At 58.9% G+C, this 18,597-nt stretch carries 18 protein-coding genes; 10 read left to right on the top strand and 8 right to left on the bottom strand.

Annotated features, from left to right (window positions below; translation table 11 throughout):
• Positions 1 to 24: 24 nt before the first annotated feature.
• The 4 genes from GOX66_RS07655 to GOX66_RS07640 all read left to right on the top strand — a co-directional run bounded on the left by GOX66_RS07655 (position 25) and on the right by GOX66_RS07640 (position 3,415).
• The gene (locus GOX66_RS07655; protein ID WP_170761244.1) at positions 25 to 579 is read left to right on the top strand and encodes an HdeD family acid-resistance protein; all 555 of its coding nucleotides are present in this window, start codon (positions 25 to 27) and stop codon (positions 577 to 579) included.
• A 42-nt stretch (positions 580 to 621) separates the two neighbouring features.
• Positions 622 to 1,227 carry a 3-isopropylmalate dehydratase small subunit gene (leuD, locus tag GOX66_RS07650; protein WP_170761242.1) on the top strand — a complete coding sequence of 202 codons (606 nt, stop codon included), beginning with the start codon at positions 622 to 624 and terminating at the stop codon, positions 1,225 to 1,227.
• Between the two features lie 332 nt (positions 1,228 to 1,559).
• Positions 1,560 to 2,390 (top strand): hypothetical protein, encoded by an 831-nt coding sequence (locus tag GOX66_RS07645; protein WP_170761240.1) that lies wholly within the window; start codon positions 1,560 to 1,562, stop codon positions 2,388 to 2,390.
• Complete coding sequence (locus GOX66_RS07640) at positions 2,387 to 3,415, top strand: endonuclease/exonuclease/phosphatase family protein (RefSeq protein WP_170761238.1); 1,029 nt, start codon at positions 2,387 to 2,389, stop codon at positions 3,413 to 3,415. The genes GOX66_RS07645 and GOX66_RS07640 overlap by 4 nt, the downstream gene beginning before the upstream one ends.
• A gap of 6 nt (positions 3,416 to 3,421) precedes the next feature.
• On the opposite strand, the gene GOX66_RS07635 is transcribed toward GOX66_RS07640, so the two are convergent.
• Positions 3,422 to 4,321 (bottom strand): Rossmann-fold NAD(P)-binding domain-containing protein, encoded by a 900-nt coding sequence (locus GOX66_RS07635; RefSeq protein WP_170761236.1) that lies wholly within the window; start codon positions 4,319 to 4,321, stop codon positions 3,422 to 3,424.
• A gap of 85 nt (positions 4,322 to 4,406) precedes the next feature.
• Between GOX66_RS07635 and GOX66_RS07630 the strand changes: the two genes are divergently transcribed.
• Complete coding sequence (locus GOX66_RS07630; protein WP_170761234.1) at positions 4,407 to 5,300, top strand: LysR family transcriptional regulator; 894 nt, start codon at positions 4,407 to 4,409, stop codon at positions 5,298 to 5,300.
• A gap of 131 nt (positions 5,301 to 5,431) precedes the next feature.
• Positions 5,432 to 6,535, top strand: a complete 1,104-nt coding sequence (leuB, locus tag GOX66_RS07625) for a 3-isopropylmalate dehydrogenase (RefSeq protein WP_170761232.1) — start codon at positions 5,432 to 5,434, stop codon at positions 6,533 to 6,535.
• 62 nt (positions 6,536 to 6,597) lie between these two features.
• On the opposite strand, the gene GOX66_RS07620 is transcribed toward leuB, so the two are convergent.
• Entirely contained in the window at positions 6,598 to 8,784 is a 2,187-nt protein-coding gene (locus GOX66_RS07620) for a transglycosylase domain-containing protein (protein WP_170761230.1), read from the bottom strand.
• Positions 8,785 to 9,041: 257 nt separating this feature from the next.
• Here GOX66_RS07620 and GOX66_RS07615 point away from each other — a divergent pair, with 257 nt between their 5' ends.
• The 3 genes from GOX66_RS07615 (at position 9,042) to GOX66_RS07605 (ending at position 11,290) form a co-directional block, all read left to right on the top strand.
• On the top strand, positions 9,042 to 9,380 hold the full coding sequence (locus GOX66_RS07615; protein WP_170761228.1) for a P-II family nitrogen regulator: 339 nt from the start codon (positions 9,042 to 9,044) through the stop codon (positions 9,378 to 9,380).
• A gap of 33 nt (positions 9,381 to 9,413) precedes the next feature.
• Positions 9,414 to 10,736, top strand: a complete 1,323-nt coding sequence (locus GOX66_RS07610) for an ammonium transporter (protein WP_170761226.1) — start codon at positions 9,414 to 9,416, stop codon at positions 10,734 to 10,736.
• A 128-nt stretch (positions 10,737 to 10,864) separates the two neighbouring features.
• Positions 10,865 to 11,290 (top strand): hypothetical protein, encoded by a 426-nt coding sequence (locus GOX66_RS07605; protein ID WP_170761224.1) that lies wholly within the window; start codon positions 10,865 to 10,867, stop codon positions 11,288 to 11,290.
• Between the two features lie 41 nt (positions 11,291 to 11,331).
• Here GOX66_RS07605 and GOX66_RS07600 read toward each other — a convergent pair whose 3' ends face one another.
• The 5 genes from GOX66_RS07600 to GOX66_RS07580 all read right to left on the bottom strand — a co-directional run bounded on the left by GOX66_RS07600 (position 11,332) and on the right by GOX66_RS07580 (position 15,546).
• Complete coding sequence (locus tag GOX66_RS07600) at positions 11,332 to 12,516, bottom strand: amino acid aminotransferase (protein WP_170761222.1); 1,185 nt, start codon at positions 12,514 to 12,516, stop codon at positions 11,332 to 11,334.
• On the bottom strand, positions 12,516 to 13,370 hold the full coding sequence (gene sseA / locus GOX66_RS07595; protein ID WP_170761220.1) for a 3-mercaptopyruvate sulfurtransferase: 855 nt from the start codon (positions 13,368 to 13,370) through the stop codon (positions 12,516 to 12,518). Before sseA ends, GOX66_RS07600 begins: the two co-directional genes overlap by 1 nt.
• A gap of 142 nt (positions 13,371 to 13,512) precedes the next feature.
• The gene (locus GOX66_RS07590; protein ID WP_170761218.1) at positions 13,513 to 14,649 is read right to left on the bottom strand and encodes a Hint domain-containing protein; all 1,137 of its coding nucleotides are present in this window, start codon (positions 14,647 to 14,649) and stop codon (positions 13,513 to 13,515) included.
• 22 nt (positions 14,650 to 14,671) lie between these two features.
• Entirely contained in the window at positions 14,672 to 14,953 is a 282-nt protein-coding gene (locus tag GOX66_RS07585) for a CBU_0592 family membrane protein (protein WP_170761216.1), read from the bottom strand.
• Positions 14,954 to 14,982: 29 nt separating this feature from the next.
• The gene (locus tag GOX66_RS07580) at positions 14,983 to 15,546 is read right to left on the bottom strand and encodes a helix-turn-helix domain-containing protein (RefSeq protein ID WP_170761214.1); all 564 of its coding nucleotides are present in this window, start codon (positions 15,544 to 15,546) and stop codon (positions 14,983 to 14,985) included.
• Positions 15,547 to 15,652: 106 nt separating this feature from the next.
• On the opposite strand from GOX66_RS07580, the gene ilvD reads away from it, so the two are divergent.
• On the top strand, positions 15,653 to 17,485 hold the full coding sequence (gene ilvD, locus GOX66_RS07575; protein ID WP_170761212.1) for a dihydroxy-acid dehydratase: 1,833 nt from the start codon (positions 15,653 to 15,655) through the stop codon (positions 17,483 to 17,485).
• A gap of 162 nt (positions 17,486 to 17,647) precedes the next feature.
• On the opposite strand, the gene GOX66_RS07570 is transcribed toward ilvD, so the two are convergent.
• Positions 17,648 to 18,466, bottom strand: a complete 819-nt coding sequence (locus GOX66_RS07570; protein ID WP_170761210.1) for a sulfotransferase family protein — start codon at positions 18,464 to 18,466, stop codon at positions 17,648 to 17,650.
• Between the last annotated feature and the right edge of the window lie 131 nt (positions 18,467 to 18,597).

The following is an 18,597-nucleotide window of genomic DNA, read 5'->3' as shown; positions in this document are numbered from 1 at the left end:
CTAGATATTTGAGGGATTGAAGACATGAGTGACTGGGTCAAATGGCTCCTGCTGGGGCTCCTATCCATAGCGTTCGGCATATTCGTGCTGGGCGCGCCAGCGGTGGCGTCGATTGCCGTTACAGTGGTGACCGGAGTGTTGCTGCTGATCTCGGGCGCGCTGCAAGTTGTGGGCGGTTTCACCGTTGAGGGAACCGGCAACAAAGTCCTGTCATTCATCATGGGTGTGGTGATGCTGTTCCTGGGGTGGTCCTTTCTGGACCATCCGCTGCAGGGAACAGTGACGCTGGCCACAGTGGTGCTGATCCTGTTTCTGGCAGGTGGCATTGCGCGGATCTTCCTGTCGTTCCAGATGCGCGGGACGCAGTTTTTCTGGGCCACGCTGATCTCGGGCCTCATGTCGATCGTCCTGGCGGTGCTGATCTGGCGTTTTGCAGCCACCGATCCTGCGGTGCTGCTCCAGTTGCTGGGTATCCTGCTGGGCATCGAGATGCTGTTTAACGGGTTCGGATTGGTCTTCATGGCGTTCTTCATCAAAGACGCACCCAAAGACGAAACAATGGAAGCGAAACAAGCTTAATCGCGGGGCATGGGCGCGGCCCTCTCCCGCAGGAGTGTGAACATGGAAAAGTTTGACAAAGTCCACGGGGTGGCCGCCCCGATGCCGCTGATCAATATCGATACCGATATGATCATTCCCAAAGTACACCTGAAGACCATCAAACGGTCCGGTCTGGGTGTCGTGCTGTTTGATGAGATGCGCTATCACGATGACGGGCAGGAAAACGAAGAGTTCATTCTCAACAAGCCTGCCTACCGCGAGGCTGAAATTCTGGTCGCAGGCGACAATTTCGGCTGCGGCTCGTCGCGCGAACACGCGCCCTGGGCAATCAAGGATTTCGGCATCAAGGTGGTGATCTCGACCAGCTTTGCCGACATCTTCTTCAATAACTGCTTCAAGAACGGCATCCTGCCCATCGTCGTCGAAGAAGAGCACCACGCGATCCTGATGGAAGACGCACACAAGGGTGAAAACGCCCGCATGACCGTGCATCTGGAAGATCAGCAGATCACCACATCGGATGGTGTCGTGATTGAGTTCGACGTCGACCCGCACCGCAAGCACTGCTTGCTGAACGGTCTGGACGATATCGGCCTGACGATGGAAAAAGATCACCACATCGACAAATTCGAAGATCATGCAAGCCAGGCCCGCCCCTGGGTCTGATTCTGTGGACGAATCTGTGAGTACTCAACTTAATGGGGTCGCCGAGGCGGCCCCATTCGCATTCTTGGGGTTACGCCCTTAGCAACCACAACATGTAGAGGACAACCCGATCTACACGTCGTATTTGCGTCAGAAATGATGCAAACACGCACCAGTTTCGCCATCATTTTGCCCGAAATGCCGTGTTTTCTGCACCTTGGCTTGAGCGAATTGCCGATCGGGGCCAGTGTTGGCGCTAAAGAGGCATCCGTCAAAAAACAATAATGCGGCGGGCACAAGTTGGAATGAAGTCGGCGAAGAATCGACTAATCCAGTTTGAAAGGGTTCGGATAGTGATTGCGCGCACAACAGGGGCGGCGATTCGGGGATTACTAGTAGCGCTGATGGTGCTGACCCCCGCGTTGTACCTGCCCGTATCGTCAACGAATGGCACCGAGATTGTCGTCTTTCTCGCCATTCTCGCATTCTTTCTGACTTTCGCCGAATACAACTCGGCCTTTCCCAGCTTTATCGAATTCCGCGACGCGCCGCCTGTTAACCGCCTGCGTTTTGTCGGCCTCATGTCGATGGTCACTTTTCTGACACTGGTCTGCAAAAACGCCTACGCACCGACCGAACTGACTACGGCTTTCTATGCCGTCGGATTGGGCGTCGCCAATGTGGTCGACTTTCCATATTCGCCTGTGCGCCTTATCGTTCTGATGCTGCCCGCGGATGCCAGTCCGCCCCTGATCGAACTGGTCCGCATTTCAGCCAGTGTCGCCTATGTTGCCGCGCTGGTGACTATCGGCAGCTTTGCCTATGCGGTGAAAATACGTGGCTGGCCGACCGGAAATGGCGCGTTCAATGTCTGGACCAACCTGCCCCTGTTCGACCCCACCAAAGGGGGTGATGTGGTCACCCGCCTGCAGCGCGACGGGCGCCTGAACATCTCGATCGGCGTGCTGTTGCCATTCCTGATCCCGGCCCTGATCAAGATGCTCACTGACTATGCCAACCCGATCTCGCTAAGCAATCCTCAGACCCTGATCTGGACGATGAGCGCCTGGGCTTTCCTGCCAGCCAGCATGATTATGCGCGGCATGGCCACTTTGCGCATTGCCAATCTGATCGTTGAAAAGCGGCGCGCCTATTCCACAGCCGAGTCCACGCAGACCGCATGATCCGCATCCTGCTTCTGCTGCTGTTGCCGGTGATGGCTCAGGCAGAGACAGTGCGCATTGCCACCTACAATACGGAACTCAGCCGAGATGGGCCCGGTATTTTGCTGCGTGACATCCAGCGTGGCGATACGCAGGTACAGGCGGTAGTCGATGTTCTGGTCGCCGCGCGACCGGATATCGTCGCCCTACAGGGTATCGATTGGGATCTGGATGGCCGATCCCTCATGGCGCTGGCCGAACAATTGCGCGAGGCCGGGCTAGATTATCCTTACTACTTCGCGGCGCAGCCGAATTCGGGCGTCGACGCATCTCTGGACCTGAATGGGGACGGACGCACTTCCGGCCCCGCAGACGCGCAGGGTTGGGGGCGTTTCACTGGTGAGGGCGGGCTTGCGGTGTTGTCGCGCTTTGCCATCCGCGAAGAGGCCGTGCAGGACTTTACCCGTCTACTGTGGCGCGACCTACCGGGCGCGCAATTGCCCGTTACGGAGAAAGGCCCCTTCCCTTCGAAGGAGGCCCAAGGCATTCAGCGCCTGTCCTCGGTTGCACATTGGATTGTGCCCGTGGAAACGCCAATCGGGCAATTGGACGTTATGACTTTTCACGCCGCCCCGCCGGTGTTTGACGGACCTGAGGATCGCAACGGATTACGCAACCGGGACGAAATCCGCCTCTGGTCCGCACTTCTGGACGGTGAACTGGGGCGCAAGCCCGACGGTGCGTTTGTGATTGCAGGGGACGCCAATCTCGACCCCTCGCGTGGCGACGGTCGCAAGGAGGCGATTTTGAACCTTCTTGCCGACCCGCGAATCCAGGACCCGCAGCCCAGCGACCCGTCGGGTGCTCTGACCACTGTGGTCTGGAAAGCCGTGGGAGAGATGCGGGTGGATTATGTGCTGCCTTCGTCCGATCTGCGCGTCGAAGATGCGGGTATTTTCTGGCCAGAGGTGGCTACACCGCTGCGTAAATCCGCAGAACAAGCCAGCAGGCATCGATTGATCTGGGTCGATGTTTCCGCGCCTTAACCACTTTCAGGCACCGACCGCGACATTCGGATGTGACCGAGGTTGGTTTGATTCCGGGATGGCGCTCCTGATTGCCTCATCCAATTCAGTCTGCTCAAATCCGTCGATCAGGTGATCAAAGAACGTCCCGTCCAGGCTGTGCGGCAGGTCCCACAAGTATCGCATTTCAATCAAATGCGGTGCCAGGCGCCAAAACGGGCGGGCCATGTACAGGGGCCACCAGTTCATCTGCTTCACGCGTATCTCATGACCAAGTACGCGCGACAGGGACTGCGCCAGGTCTGCGCCTGTCAGGGTGTACCCCGGATACGGCACATCACAGAAACGCGGCACGCTGTCCCGGATTTCAGCCAGCGCAACCGCCGCACGGGTCAGGTCCGGCAAATAGGCCCAGGCATGGGGAATGTCGGGCTGTCCGGGATAGATCAGTTGACCGCGCGACAGGTGCTTGATGAGAATCTGATCGAACCAATTGCCCGAGGCACAGGTGTCAATAAAATCACCGGCTCTCAACACAATCGTCCTCACCGTCGATTTGCGATAGGCCTCTTCCATCTCAACCCTGATCCGGCCCAGCGGGTTTTGCGCCATATGCGGCGTTGCCCCTGACCACGGGCCGGGTGTCCGCTCGCCGAACACATAGACATTCCCGGGGATCATCACGGTCGCTCCGGTGTCCGACGCCACTGAGACCACTTGCTGATGCAGCTTCGACACCAGTCGCGCCCAGTCGGGATAGGGCGGGTTCCACGCGTTCACGATCACGTCTACCCCTTCCGCGGATTGCCGCAGGTCCTGCGTTTTGCGATCGAAAGCCCGCACCGACCACCCCGCGTTCCGAAAAGCAACTTTCGCATTGCGGCCGAACCGGCCTGTTGCGCCCAGAATGAGAACGGTTTGAGTCATGGTCACCTCCTGTCCGCAGAAAGAATGAGCTATTCAGTTCAATCAGGGAATTGCCGGGAAACGCAGAACGTGTATTCATTTTTGAATGGACAGATCTATCACCCACTCTGATTGGTCGCTGATCCAGAGTTTTCTGGCCGTGGCCGAAACCGGCTCGCTGTCTGCGGCTGCACGACGGCTGGACCGCAGCCAACCGACACTGGGCCGTCAGATTCACGCGCTTGAGGATGAACTGGGTGTGTCGCTGTTCGACCGCCACGCGCGCGGCCTAAAGCTCAGTGAGGTGGGCGCGCAATTGTTGCCGATGGCACAGAAAATGCATTCCGCCATGAACGCGTTCAGCCTGACGGCTGCCGGGCAATCGCAGCAACTTGAGGGATCGGTGCGCATTACGGCCTCGGTTTTTGCGTCACACCATTTGTTGCCGCCAATTCTGGCGCAGATTCGTGCGAAGGAACCGGCAATTCAGCTGGAACTGGTCGCCACCGACGCCACCGAAAACCTGCTTTACCGCGAGGCCGATATCGCGGTGCGCATGTACCGCCCGGAACAGATGGATATCATCTCGCGCTACCTGGGGGATGTGCCGTTGTGCTTTTGCGCGGCCCGGTCTTATTTGGACCGCGCAGGGCGGCCCGAAAAACCCGAAGACCTGTTCAGTCATGATCTCGTCGGATTTGACGCCAACGAACAGATCATAACCAAGATGCGGGAAAAAGGATGGCCAGCCAGCAAGGGCAGTTTTGCAACCCGCTGCGACCTGCAAAGCGCCTATTGGGAACTGATCCGCGCCGGCTGTGGCATTGGATTCAGTCAGGTGACTGTGGCCGAGGCCGACCCGGATGTCGAAGTCCTGCCGCTGGATGTGGAGATTCCGGTTCTTCCTGTGTGGCTGGCCGCGCCGCAGGCGATGCGGCAGACACCACGAATCCGGCGTGTCTGGGACCTGCTGGCCGAGGGGTTGAAGGCCGGCCTTTGAACGGTTTCCCGGCCATTTTCGCCCATATTGAGAATTTCCCGTGCACAAGCAGCGTTTAGGCCGGTTCGTCTCATTGACCCGATGCGGCGCAGACGCTAGGGCCATTGCGACGAAACGCAAGGAGATCCTTCATGTCCAACCCCTCGCTCCTCATCCTGCCCGGAGACGGAATTGGCCCCGAAGTCATGGCCGAAGTGCGCAGAGTAATCGACTGGTTCGGTGCGAACCGTGGCCTGGAATTCGACGTGAGCGAGGATCTGGTGGGCGGTGCGGCCTATGACGCGCACGGCACGCCCCTGACGGACGAGACCATGGCCAAGGCGCATGAGGCGGACGCGGTCCTGCTGGGCGCTGTTGGCGGTCCGAAATACGACGATCTGGATTTCAGCCTGAAGCCCGAACGCGGGCTGCTGCGCCTGCGTAAGGAAATGGACCTGCATTCCAACCTGCGCCCGGCCCAGTGCTTTGACGCGCTGGCGGATTTCTCGTCGCTGAAGAAAGACATCATCGCTGGACTCGACATCATGATCGTGCGCGAGCTGACCTCGGGTGTCTATTTTGGCGAGCCGCGCGGTATCTTCGAAGAAGGCAATGAGCGCGTCGGCATCAACACCCAGCGCTACACCGAATCCGAGATCGAACGCGCCGCGCGCACGGCCTTCGAACTGGCGATGCGCCGGAACAAGAAGGTCTGTTCGATGGAAAAGGCCAACGTCATGGAATCCGGCATTCTGTGGCGCGAGGTCATGGACCGTGTGGCCGCCGAGTACCCCGAGGTTGAACTGACCCACATGTATGCCGATAACGGTGCAATGCAGCTGGTGCGCGCACCCAAACAGTTCGACGTCATCGTCACCGACAACCTGTTCGGCGACATCCTGTCCGACTGTGCGGCGATGCTGACCGGATCGCTGGGCATGCTGCCCTCGGCCAGCCTGGGAGCACCGATGGCCCATGGTCGCCCCAAGGCGATGTACGAACCGGTGCATGGCTCGGCCCCCGACATCGCCGGCCAGGGCAAGGCCAACCCGATCGCCTGTATCCTCAGCTTCGCCATGGCTCTGCGCTATAGCTTTGATCAGGGCGCCGAGGCGGACCGCCTAGAGGCCGCCATCGAAAAGGTATTGTCCGACGGTGTCCGCACCGGCGATCTGCTGGCCGATGAAGGGGTCGAGCCGGTTTCGACCACCGAAATGGGCGACGCCATTCTGGCGGCTCTGGACGAAAGCCTCTGATCAGGCACCAGTTTAGACAAAAAAAAGGCGGTGCCCTGCGCACCGCCTTTTTATTTGGCCCCTCAGTTGCCGAAGATATTGTTCAGCAGGTTGTTGATGGCCTTCTCGAGCCCGTTACCCTGACGACGACGCTGTTGCTGCGGTTGCGCGGTTTTCACCGGGGGCTCGGGCGCCATCATGGGCAAAGGTGTTGGTGTCATCCCCTCGGTCACGCGCAACATGGTCTCTTTCCAGATTTCAGCGGGCAGGCCACCGCCAGTGACGCCGGACAAGGGCGTGTTGTCGTCATAACCCATCCAGACGCCCGTCACGTAGTCCGCCGTGAAGCCGATGAACCATGCATCCCGCGCGGCCTGGGTTGTGCCGGTTTTGCCCGCCACCTGCCATCCGGGCAGCTTCGCCCGCGCACCGGTGCCTTCTGAAACGACGCGCTCCATCATCCATGTCAGCTGCTTGGCAGCCTCATCCCGGATCACACGTTCGCCGATACCGGACGTCTTCACCATCATAGGTTTGTCGTCGCCCAGCAATTTCAGATCGGACAGGCCAAAGGGTTCCACGGCCGAGCCACCGTTCAGGATACCGGCATACGCCCCCGTCATTTCGATCAGCGTGCTTTCCGACGCGCCCAACGCCAGCGCCGGTCCCTGCGCCAGATCACTTTCGATACCGAATTCGCTGGCAACCGTGCGGACATTGTCCAGCCCCGCAACCTCGGCCACTTTCACCGCCGGGATGTTCAGCGAATTCTTCAGCGCATCCGCCAGCGTCACCCGGCCATAAAACTTGTGAGTGTAATTCTTGGGGCACCATTGGCCCGAACCGGGAATGTTGACGCAATAGGGCTCGTCGACCACCGTATCCAGCGGCGAATACCCCAGTTCAAGCGCAGTGGCATAGACGAAGGGTTTGAAGGACGACCCGGTCTGACGCAAGGCCTGCGTCGCACGGTTGAAGGCACCCGACACCTGCGTCTTGCGTCCACCGACCATGGCCCGTACGGCGCCATCCGCCGACATCACGACAATGGCGGCCTGCGCTTTGGACCCTTCACGCACTTTCTCCTGAAAAATATATTTCAGCGCCTCTTCCGCCGATTTCTGCAGCCGTTGATCCAGCGTGGTGCGGATCACAACGTCATCGGTGGTGTCAGTGCCAAAATAGCTGGGCAGTTCGGTAATCACCCAGTCGGCGAAATACCCGCCTGCGCGTGCGGCCGCGGCCTCGGAAAGCTGCGCTGGGGTGCTGCGCGCGCGGCTGGCCTGCGAGGCGGTCAGATATCCCTGCGCCTCCATCAACCCAAGCACCAAACGCGCCCGGTCTTGCGAACGTTGCAGATTGTTCGTGGGCGCATAACGCGTTGGCGCAACCAACAGGCCGGCCAACATCGCGGCCTGCGACGGGCTTACCTCGGCGGCGGATATCCCGAAATAGCGCTGGCTGGCAGCCTCGAACCCACGCGCGCCTGCGCCCAGGAAGGCCCGGTTCAAATAGATGGTCAGAATCTCATCTTTGGAGTATTTGACCTCCATCGCCATCGCATAGACCGCTTCCTTGGCCTTGCGCCACAGCGAGCCCTGACGGCAATCGGCCTCGTAGGCGGCCTCGGAGTCCCATTCGCTGGGTACATATGGCACACCCAGACACAACAGCTTGGCCGTCTGCTGCGTGATGGTGGACCCGCCATGGCCGGACAGCGGCCCACGCCCTTCGCTCAGGTTGATGCGCACGGCGCTGGCGACGCCACGCGGGCTGACGCCGAAATGGCGATAGAAGCGCTTGTCCTCGGTGGCGACCACGGCATTCTTCAGATGGGGCGAGACGGTATCGGCGGTAATCACCCCGCCAAACTGATCGCCGCGCCAGGCAAAGACCTTGCCGTCACGATCCAGCAATGTCACCGAGCCGCGCGCCCGGCCGTCCAGCAATGCATCCACATCGGGCAGTGACGTATAGACAACCCCAACGGCCAGCGCCAGAAGCAAAGCCGCAACCGCACCGACGCGCCATGTCACACCCCAGACCAACCGCCAGACCCAGCGGAACAACCGACGGAAAAACCCGCCTCCACCACCACCGGATTTCTTGCGCGTCTTCTTCCGGGTGGTCCTGCGCGCCGTCGTTTTGCGCGCGGCAGCCTTTTTGCCCGCGGGTTTCGCGGTGCGCTTGGTCGTCGTGGGTTTGCGCCCTTTCGACGGGTATCTTTTGTCCGCAACAAGCGGTGTCTTGCGGCGCCTGGACTCAGTCATGCTCAAACTCTGCCCGGTTATCATTTTGACGCACCATACCCTGCCACATCCCTGAAGTAGAGGTATGAAATTCCCGCAAGCAACTTCTGTATCTTGCCTAATTTTTAATCGATTGATCATTTTTGTGCAAAAATTGTGCACCAAGCCGCCAATTTCTTGGTCAAGCCACGCCCTGAATCGTTCCTTACCGCGTTAAGGCACGCTTTTTTCTGCAGGTGCAAACAAGCCGGGTGACCGGGGAAGCAGAGGGGAAAACCGTGAAACTGATCATTGCGACAATCAAGCCGTTCAAGCTCGAGGAGGTGCGCGAGGCACTGACCGACGCTGGCGTGCGCGGCATGATGGTGACCGAAATCAAGGGCTTCGGCTCGCAATCTGGTCACACGGAAATCTATCGCGGGGCCGAATACGAGGTGAATTTCGTGCCCAAGGTCAAACTGGAAATCGTGGTGCCTGCCACGATGACCGAACAGATCGTCGATACCATCACCAAAACCGCCAAGACTGGCAAGATTGGCGACGGCAAGATTTTCGTCCTCGATGTCGAGCAGGCCATGCGCGTGCGGACCGGGGAAACGAACGAAGAGGCGCTGTAGGCGCCCGCACTCACCACCATTCGAGGACTGACTATGAACCTGATGAAAACTCTCATACCTGCCGCCGCGATCGTCGCGCTGCCGCAGATGGGTCTTGCGCAAGAGGCCGTCACCGGCGAGGCCGCGCAACACACGCAATATATCTTCACCACTCTGCTGTTTCTGATGGGCGGCTTTCTGGTGTTCTTCATGGCCGCCGGGTTTGCCATGCTCGAAGGCGGGCTGGTGCGGTCAAAGAACGTGGCCATGCAGATGATCAAGAACATGGCGCTGTTTTCCATCGCCGCGATCATGTACTGGCTGATCGGTTTCAACCTGATGTATCCCGGCGATGGCTGGAGCATCACCGGTTGGCTGGGCCCGTTCTTCTCGACCACAAAGCTGGACGCCGTAGGCGTGGCACCCGCGGATGCGGCGCTGGATTATGCCTCAATCGGGTCGGACTTCTTCTTCCAACTGGTCTTCGTGGCAGCAACCGCCTCGATCGTGTCCGGTGCCGTGGCAGAGCGGATCAAACTTTGGCCCTTCCTCGCCTTCGTGGTCGTGCTGACCGGTATCATGTACCCGATCTCGGGCTCGTGGCAGTGGGGCGGCGGCTGGCTGTCTGAGGCAGGCTTTTCCGACTTTGCCGGTTCGACCGTTGTACACTCGGTTGGCGGCTGGGCGGCTCTTGCAGGTGCCATCATCCTTGGCCCCCGCATCGGCAAGTATAAAGACGGCAGGGTTCACCCGATCCCCGGCTCCAATCTGGCACTGGCCACACTGGGGACATTCATCCTGTGGCTGGGCTGGTTCGGCTTCAATGGCGGTTCGCAGCTGGCAATGGGCACCGTGGGCGATGTCTCGGACGTGTCGCGCATCTTTGCCAATACCAATATGGCCGCGGCTTCGGGCTCAGTCGCTGCTCTGATCATGACGCAGCTTCTGTACAAAAAGCCTGACCTGACCATGGTGCTGAACGGTGCGCTGGCCGGTCTGGTCTCGATCACCGCCGAACCGCTGGCCCCGACCCTGTTCGGCGCGCTGTGGATCGGCGCTGTGGGCGGCATCATTGTCGTGTTCGCTGTCCCGATGCTGGACAAGTTCAAGATCGACGACGTTGTCGGTGCGATTCCGGTTCACCTCTTCGCTGGTATCTGGGGCACCATCGCCGTGATCTTCTATGGTGAGGCGAGCCTGGGCACACAGTTGTTGGGCATCATCGCCTACGGTGTTTTCACATTTGCAGGTGCTCTGGTCCTCTGGACCGTCCTGAAATCTACTGTCGGCATCCGTGTCAGCGAAGAGGACGAGATCAACGGCCTCGACATGGCGGAACTGGGTATGGAAGCCTACCCGGAATTCTCCAAGGGCTAAGACCTTTACCGCTCAATCAGAAACGCCCCGGCCTGTCCGCCGGGGCGTTTTGCGCTTTGCAAAACCGTCACGTCAGGATTCGTGATAAAATACCGCCATGCGGCTGACCCCAAATAAGGCGGAACACCATGATCACCGAAGTGCAATACAGGGAATACATCAGCGATTTTAACGGTGCCTGCGCCGGCACCGGAATCACACATGCCGAATTCTATGACAAATGGTACGAACCCGACGCGGTATTCGAGTACATTCCCAAAGCCGCCCGAAACAGCGGCAAAGATGAGGCCGTGGGCTTTTGGACCAGTGTCTCGGAAATCATGCAAGAGACCATCCAGCCTCACATCCATTTCATGAGCAATGAAACTACAATTGCCACCGAGGCGCCGATCGACTTTCTGTGCAAACAGGATCTGGAATGGGTCGGTGTTCAGCACAAGGCCGGAACATCATTCCGGTTGATGATGTGCGCGTTTTACGACCTGAGCCCGCGCGGAAAAATCAAATATGTGCGGGTATATTCAATCTATCATCCGCATTATCAGGTCAGCTGACCGCGAGCGGCAAAGCCGCCCGCAGTCAAGCCGTTCACGTGTCAGACGCCGACGTCGACAATCGCCTTGGCCAGAATCGGCACGGTCGTCGCGTTCAGCCCGGCGATATTCAGGCGGCTGTCGCCGACCATGTAGATGCCGTGATCGACGCGCAGCTTCTCGACCAGCTCCGGTGCCGCGCCGAGGCGCGAGAACATGCCGCGGTGCTGGGCGATAAAGCCGAAACGGTCCGAACCGCTCAGGCGCTGCAGTTCGTCAGCCAACTGCTGACGCAGTCCCAGCATGGACAGACGCACCTCTTCCAGCTCGGCGGCCCAGTCGGCGCGCAATGCGTCGTCCGCCAGGATCGTGGTCACAATCCGCGCTCCGTGATCCGGCGGGAAGGAATAGTTCTGACGGTTCAAGAACGCCAGCGTCGCCTGATTGAGTGCAGTCTGACCCGCATCTGCGCTTATCGCCATCAGCAAACCGGTACGTTCCCGATAGACGCCGAAATTCTTGGAGCACGACGCCGCGATCAGGCATTCCTTGACCGATGAGGCAACCAGACGGGCCCCCTGCGCATCTTCTTCGAGGCCGTCACCAAAGCCCTGATACGCAATGTCGATCATCGCCACGAGGCCAAGCTGGTTGATCAGGTTCACGACCTCTTGCCACTGCACCATGTTCAGGTTGGCGCCGGTCGGGTTGTGGCAGCAGCCGTGCAGCAGAACCACGTCGCCCGCTTTCGCGGTCTTCAGGTCCTCGATCATGCCGTCAAAATCGACGCCGCGTGTGTCGCCGTCGAAATAGCGGTACTGGATCGTCTCCATGCCCAGATAGTTCAGGATCGACAGGTGATTCGGCCAGGTCGGGTTCGACACGAACACACGGGCCGAGGGGTTGGCCATGCGGACCATCTCAAAGGCCTGACGGCAGGCGCCGGTACCGCCGGGCGTGGCGACCGCCGCGATATTGCCGCGCTGGACCGACGTGCCAAGGATCAGGCCGATCATGGCATCCGCATAGGCCGGATCACCGGCCAGCCCCGTATAGGCCTTGGTTTCCTGTTCTTCCCAGATGCGCTGTTCAGCAGCTTTCACCGCGCGCATCACCGGAGTGACGCCTTCGGCGTTCTTGTACACACCAACACCCAGGTCGATCTTCTGATCGCGCGGGTCGTCGCGATACATTTGCATCAGGGCCAGAATCTTGTCGGCGGGCTGTGGTTTGAGATGTTCGAACATCAGGTCTCTCCGGTTGCGACGGGCAGGGTCGGGAAGGCACCCCATTCGGCCCAGGAGCCGTCATAAAGCGAGTGGTCTTTCTTGCCCATACGCTCGAGCGCAAGGCTGAGGATCGCGGCGGTCACGCCCGATCCGCACGATGTGATCGCCGGTTTCGACAGGTCGACGCCCGCGGCCTCGAACACGGCGCGGCAGTCGTCGGGCGACTTCATCGTTCCGTTCCTGTTCAGCAGAGTGCCAAAGGGCACGTTGCGCGAACCCGGAATACGACCCGAACGCAGGCCTTCGCGCGGCTCGGCCTCGGTTCCCGCGAACCGGGCGGGGGACCGGGCGTCGATGATTTCATGATCAGCCAGCTTGGCGGCGGCGGACACCTGGGTGACATCGCGGACAAGGTGGTTTTGTACGCGCACGGTCATATGGCGATCACGGATCACTGGGGGCAGATCCTCAATCTCGCGCCCTTCCGCCCGCCATTTGGGGAAACCGCCATCCAGGACGGCGATGTTCTCCTGCCCCATCAGGCGGAACAGCCACCAGACCCGTGCGGCCGACATCAGCCCGGCACCGTCATAGACCACGACCTGATGGCCATCGCCTACGCCCATCGCCCGCAGCCGCGACATGAATTTCTCGACCGGAGGCGCCATATGCGGCAGGTCCGAACGCTGATCGGATATCTCATCAATGTCGAAGAACCGCGCGCCGGGGATATGAGCCGCTTCATATTCGGCTTCCGCGTCCCGCTTTTGTTGCGGCAGGTACCACGATCCGTCCAGAACCCGCAGGTCAGGGTCCTTGATATGGGCGGCAAGCCATTCAGTGGAAACGAGTGTTTTCGGATCGTCCTTCATCAAAGCCTCTCCTTTGCGCGCAGTTCTGTCCCTATACCGCTGTGAATTGTGACGCAAGATGCCGGATGAACGACGCTGGCACTGTTGATAAGTCGGCGGTCTGAGCGCGCACTTTCAGGTCATTAGGGTAGTTTTGGCAGATTTAAATACGATTCAGATTGTGCTGGGTCGGTATTGCCCGAAAGACCGGGGACTGCAGCGGTTTGTGGTTCTTCCGTATCCGCTCCAGCATCGTGCGCAGACGAGGCCCGGTCGCAATCTGGCGGCACGGTTCCGACGCGGACATGACCGACGGAAGGGTGTCCCCCTGCCCCCACAGAGACCCGTCCAGCAGGCCCGAAGTCGACTGATCCGCGATCAACAGGCTTTCGACCAGCGCGCCGTTGACCTCGATTATTTCATGCCGATCAAACAGCAGATGCACATATGTTATGCCATCAGAGTTCTGCACAGCACTGACACCAGCGAATCCATCTAGCTTTTTCGCTGCGACCAGAACCTCATCCGCGCCGAAAATACGCTGTGCAACCTCAGATCGTATCAAAACGCGATGCTGCGGAGACAAAATCAGATCTTTCTGCGGAACACCCTCAGCCAACGCATCCCTGCACAGGCGGAACGGGACTTGTTTCGGCAGTTTCTGAAATTCTTGCGCAGATACATGACGGATACCGACCCAGCGCAAGGGCTGATAGCCGCGATCCATTGTCCATACCAGATCGCCAACGGCCAAGTGTGACGGGCAAACCAGACCTTTTTGTGTGCGTACGCGACTGCCAGCTGTCAGGCAGAGCACCGAGTCACCCGAGGTTGAAGGCCCCAAAGTTAGATTTCCGAAAATGTCCCATTGATAGCTTTCGCCGGGACTGAGATCACGATGGTCCAAAAAAGGGTTTGAAGAATTCCCGCTGGCGGCGCCCTCAGTTGCATTAATTGTCCCTGGTCTTATGCCGCTGGAAAAGGACAGCACCGTATTCGTTGAGGTTTCGGTCAGCGCAACCCCGGTCGCCTCGTTCGGATTGCTTGGCCCGTTCCGCAACCCCAGTGGAATTACATAAACTGTAAAGGCAGGGTCATCCGGGTGAGGAACACCTGTCAGGGTGTCCAGCGAAACCTCACCCCCCGGAATACCAGACGTGGTATGCAGGGTCCCGTCATTATCATAGGCGCTGATGGTAAAATCCGCGGGATCGTCATCAGGACCCAGAGTAACCTCGACATATTCCCCGCCGGCGACCCCGTTGCCGCCACGGAAATCAATCTCTGAAATAAAAGCCATAATTCACTTTCTTCCGGCCGCCTCAGGATTTGGGCGACTTGTCGTGGCGCAATCGGATGTACTGCAAGATGCCGATCATACTGATTACTATCCAGAAAGACTCGATCAGCATTGATGCCAGGTTAAAATTCTCGAGCAGCGAATAGACGATCAGAATTGACCCCACCAGATTCAACACCGGAAAGGCAAGATCATCGGAATTCATCATCCGCATCTGCGTGGCGAAATAAGCGGCTACAACGACCAGGGCCCCAATAGAACCAATGGCATCGGCCAATGTCAGGTAATCCAGAAGCGCGGCCATGGCCTTTCCTTATAATATTGTGGTGAGGCTCAGCCGATCGAGGCCAAAGCATCAAGTTGTGAGTAATGGTGCATGTTCAGAAATGCAGCCCCCTGATCGCCGGCACGGTAGCCGTGCGGCAAATCGGCCGCAAATCGCAGCCCCTGCCCGGCTTGCAATGGCACCCAATCCCCGTCCCGCAGAATATCCAGCGCGCCGTTCAGGACAAAGACCTCTTCGGTTACGCCAACGGCATGGGCCGCGGATTCATGGCTCTGGTTCGGGGCAAGATTGACGTGAAACGTCTCGGCCCGCAGCGCTGGATCAAAGGGAAAGACGATCTTGACCTCGATGCTGCCGGGAAAGGTCACAGTGCGGAAGACATCTGTTCCGGGCGTATCACGCAGGGCCGCGGTGCCTATCAGCGCGCTCAGCGGCAGTTGGAACCCCTTTGCGATCTTCCACAACGTTGCGATGGTGGGGCTGGATTCGCCACGCTCGATCTGACCCAGCATGGCTTTGCTGACGCCGGTCATCTCGGCCACTTTGGACAGGCTCAGCCCTGAGGCCGCCCGTACATCTCTGAGCTTCAGTGTGATATCGTCCGGTGCCATCATATCGTCTCGCGAATCCTCTTGTGCGTTATAGCGCACATGTGGTACGTGCGCTATAACGCACACTGCCCGCATATCGCAACCGCGGCAAAAGGGAAACAGCATCATGCCAATGTACCGATCCAGAACCTCCACCCACGGCCGTAACATGGCCGGTGCCCGCGGCCTGTGGCGCGCCACAGGAATGACCGAGAGCGATTTCGGCAAGCCGATCATCGCCATTGTCAACTCGTTCACCCAGTTCGTGCCGGGCCACGTGCACCTGAAGGATCTGGGTCAGATGGTCGCGCGCGAGGTCGAGGCCGCGGGCGGCGTCGCCAAAGAATTCAACACCATCGCGGTGGATGACGGCATCGCCATGGGTCACGACGGGATGCTGTATTCGCTGCCCTCGCGTGAGGTGATCGCGGATTCGGTGGAATACATGGTCAACGCCCATTGCGCGGATGCGATGGTCTGCATCTCGAATTGTGACAAGATCACCCCTGGCATGCTGATGGCAGCGATGCGTCTGAACATTCCGGCGATCTTTGTCTCTGGTGGCCCGATGGAGGCCGGCAAGATCGACATTGAGGATCTGGACGTCAAGAAAATCGATCTGGTGGATGCGATGGTCGCTGCTGCCGATGATCACTACACCGACGAGCAGGTCAAACATATCGAAGAAAATGCCTGCCCTACCTGCGGGTCGTGCTCGGGCATGTTCACAGCCAACTCGATGAACTGTCTGGCCGAAGCGCTGGGTCTGGCGCTGCCAGGCAATGGCTCTACACTCGCCACGCATGCGGACCGCAAGCAGCTGTTTCTTGAAGCCGGCCGCCGGATCGTCGAGATCACCAAGCGCCACTATGATCTGAACGAAAAAGGCTTCCTTCCGCGCGAAATCGCTACGTTCGAGGCGTTTGAAAACGCCATGAGCCTGGATATCGCCATGGGAGGCTCCACCAACACCGTCCTGCACCTGCTGGCCATCGCGCATGAGGGCGAGGTGCATTTCACCATGTCCGACATGGACCGGCTCAGCCGCAAGGTCCCTTGCCTGTGCAAGGTCGCACCGAACACCGAAAATGTGCATATGGAAGACGTCCACCGCGCAGGCGGCATCTTCTCGATCCTGGGTGAGCTTGGCCGGGCAGGCCTTTTGCACGAAGACTGCAGCACTGTCCACTCGGCAACAATGGGCGAGGCGATTGCTAATTGGGATATCAAGATTGCCAACAACCCCAGGGCACAGGAACTGTTCAAAGCTGCCCCGGGTGGCGTGCGCACCACGCAAGCATTCAGCCAGTCGAACCGGTATAAAGAACTGGATACAGACCGCGAAAACGGCGTAATCCGATCTAAGGAGAATGCCTTTAGCCAGGACGGCGGTCTGGCGGTTCTGTTCGGCAATATCGCCCGCGAGGGTTGCATCGTGAAAACCGCGGGAGTCGATCCAGACAGCCTGACCTTCACGGGAACCGCCTATGTCTGTGAAAGCCAGGATCAGGCGGTCAACGACATTCTGACGGGTAAGGTTACAGCGGGTGATGTGGTGGTGATCCGTTACGAAGGTCCGCGTGGCGGACCGGGGATGCAGGAAATGCTGTACCCGACGTCGTATCTGAAATCCAAAGGTCTGGGCAAAGCCTGCGCTTTGCTGACCGACGGTCGTTTCTCGGGCGGAACATCCGGCCTGTCAATTGGCCACGTCTCACCCGAAGCCGCCGAGGGCGGAGAGATCGGCCTGGTGAAACAGGGCGACAAGATCGAGATCGACATCCCCAATCGCACCATCCATCTGGCCGTATCAGACGAAGAACTGGCGGCGCGGCGCGAAGAGCAGGACGAAAAGGGATGGGTGCCAGCAGAGCCACGCAAGCGCAAGGTCTCCACGGCGCTCAAAGCCTATGCCAAGCTAACAACCAGCGCGGCGAAAGGGGCCGTGCGTCAGGTCTGATCTGAAATCCCAAAACGCTCCCGCGCCCGAAGCGGACCATCGGCTAAGCCGATGCTACGTTCGGACTTGGGCCCGGCGCCGCGCAGAGCGCGGCGCCGGGCCCAACCAGAGGAGAGGTCGCTTCAGCGACATTGACGATGGGCGGGAGACCCGTTTCTCGCCTCAGTCTCCGAGTTTGGCGTGAACTTCATCCAGATCGATCTCACCAACCGGCATTTTGTTGGCCGGGTTCTCGAAATCGTATCTGAACAGTTCGAAATCCTGTTTGTAGATTTCGTAGACAAGATGCATCGACAAATCGTCGAAGTAATCTTCAACCGGGTGTGCACGCTTGGGGCCGTGCCCTTCGGATTCGTTAAACCGCGGAATCTCAGACAGGTTTACCGCATGCGGTGTGTCCAGATTTTCCAGAACGCCCTGCATACCGTCGTTGAATTTCTCGGTCCAGAAAATCCGGTCATAGTGACCGCCATTCACAATAAAAGTGGATACATGACCGGACATGGCTGACCAGTGTATGTCCGGGTCCATCGGTCTGCGCCACCGGATCGTATCCCGAGCAAACAGCAGAAAGCGACGGAAGCTGGCGATCTGGTCGAACTCGCCCTTGCCGTCGTCCCCCCCCACTTCGATCCCGTAATTGTAGATGAGCGTCGGCACCAGATTGCCCCGGTACCGTTTGCCGTTTCTCTGTATGCCGCAGATCTTGTCGAAGAACGAGCTCAGAATCCGGGTGTACGGGTTGCGCACGCAAGTGAAGGAAAAAGAGGTGTGGTTTCGGACATTGCCCGAGATCCGGCCCTGACTGTCGTCAAACGCCCATTTGTGCATCCCGTCCTTTGCGTCGTGGATATCCCCGTCAAAGAACCGGCCATGATCCGAGTAATACATGATCTGCCCGATCGTCGAGCAGGCACATTTCGGCACAACACGGTAAACCATGCTTTCGCTTTCGGTCATCCATGTGCCGGGAAAACCCATCTGCTGCGCCTCCTTAACAGGTCAGAACTCGATACACACACCCGCTTTTCCAACCAAAGAAACAAAAATATTCTGTTTATTCAATCGCTCATCCTCAGTATCACGGTTGGAAACAGGCGGAAACGGAATTC

The sequence above is a fragment of the Ruegeria lacuscaerulensis genome (assembly GCF_013031245.1).
GTDB classification, from domain to species: Bacteria; Pseudomonadota; Alphaproteobacteria; order Rhodobacterales; family Rhodobacteraceae; genus Ruegeria; species Ruegeria lacuscaerulensis_C.
The sequence above is the reverse complement of the archived record's forward strand: the minus strand, read 5'-3'. Positions and strand labels throughout refer to the sequence as shown.

Bases quoted from the DNA above. Each gene is read 5' to 3' on its own strand.
- leuB (WP_170761232.1), top strand. From the start codon at position 5,432: ATGTCCAACCCCTCGCTCCTCATCCTGCCCGGAGACGGAATTGGCCCC.
- GOX66_RS07655 (WP_170761244.1), top strand. From the start codon at position 25: ATGAGTGACTGGGTCAAATGGCTCCTGCTGGGGCTCCTATCCATAGCG.
- GOX66_RS07600 (WP_170761222.1), bottom strand. From the start codon at position 12,516: ATGTTCGAACATCTCAAACCACAGCCCGCCGACAAGATTCTGGCCCTG.
- leuD (WP_170761242.1), top strand. From the start codon at position 622: ATGGAAAAGTTTGACAAAGTCCACGGGGTGGCCGCCCCGATGCCGCTG.
- ilvD (WP_170761212.1), top strand. From the start codon at position 15,653: ATGCCAATGTACCGATCCAGAACCTCCACCCACGGCCGTAACATGGCC.
- GOX66_RS07585 (WP_170761216.1), bottom strand. From the start codon at position 14,953: ATGGCCGCGCTTCTGGATTACCTGACATTGGCCGATGCCATTGGTTCT.
- sseA (WP_170761220.1), bottom strand. From the start codon at position 13,370: ATGAAGGACGATCCGAAAACACTCGTTTCCACTGAATGGCTTGCCGCC.
- GOX66_RS07635 (WP_170761236.1), bottom strand. From the start codon at position 4,321: ATGACTCAAACCGTTCTCATTCTGGGCGCAACAGGCCGGTTCGGCCGC.
- GOX66_RS07640 (WP_170761238.1), top strand. From the start codon at position 2,387: ATGATCCGCATCCTGCTTCTGCTGCTGTTGCCGGTGATGGCTCAGGCA.
- GOX66_RS07630 (WP_170761234.1), top strand. From the start codon at position 4,407: ATGGACAGATCTATCACCCACTCTGATTGGTCGCTGATCCAGAGTTTT.
- GOX66_RS07605 (WP_170761224.1), top strand. From the start codon at position 10,865: ATGATCACCGAAGTGCAATACAGGGAATACATCAGCGATTTTAACGGT.
- GOX66_RS07620 (WP_170761230.1), bottom strand. From the start codon at position 8,784: ATGACTGAGTCCAGGCGCCGCAAGACACCGCTTGTTGCGGACAAAAGA.
- GOX66_RS07610 (WP_170761226.1), top strand. From the start codon at position 9,414: ATGAACCTGATGAAAACTCTCATACCTGCCGCCGCGATCGTCGCGCTG.
- GOX66_RS07580 (WP_170761214.1), bottom strand. From the start codon at position 15,546: ATGGCACCGGACGATATCACACTGAAGCTCAGAGATGTACGGGCGGCC.
- GOX66_RS07570 (WP_170761210.1), bottom strand. From the start codon at position 18,466: ATGGGTTTTCCCGGCACATGGATGACCGAAAGCGAAAGCATGGTTTAC.
- GOX66_RS07590 (WP_170761218.1), bottom strand. From the start codon at position 14,649: ATGGCTTTTATTTCAGAGATTGATTTCCGTGGCGGCAACGGGGTCGCC.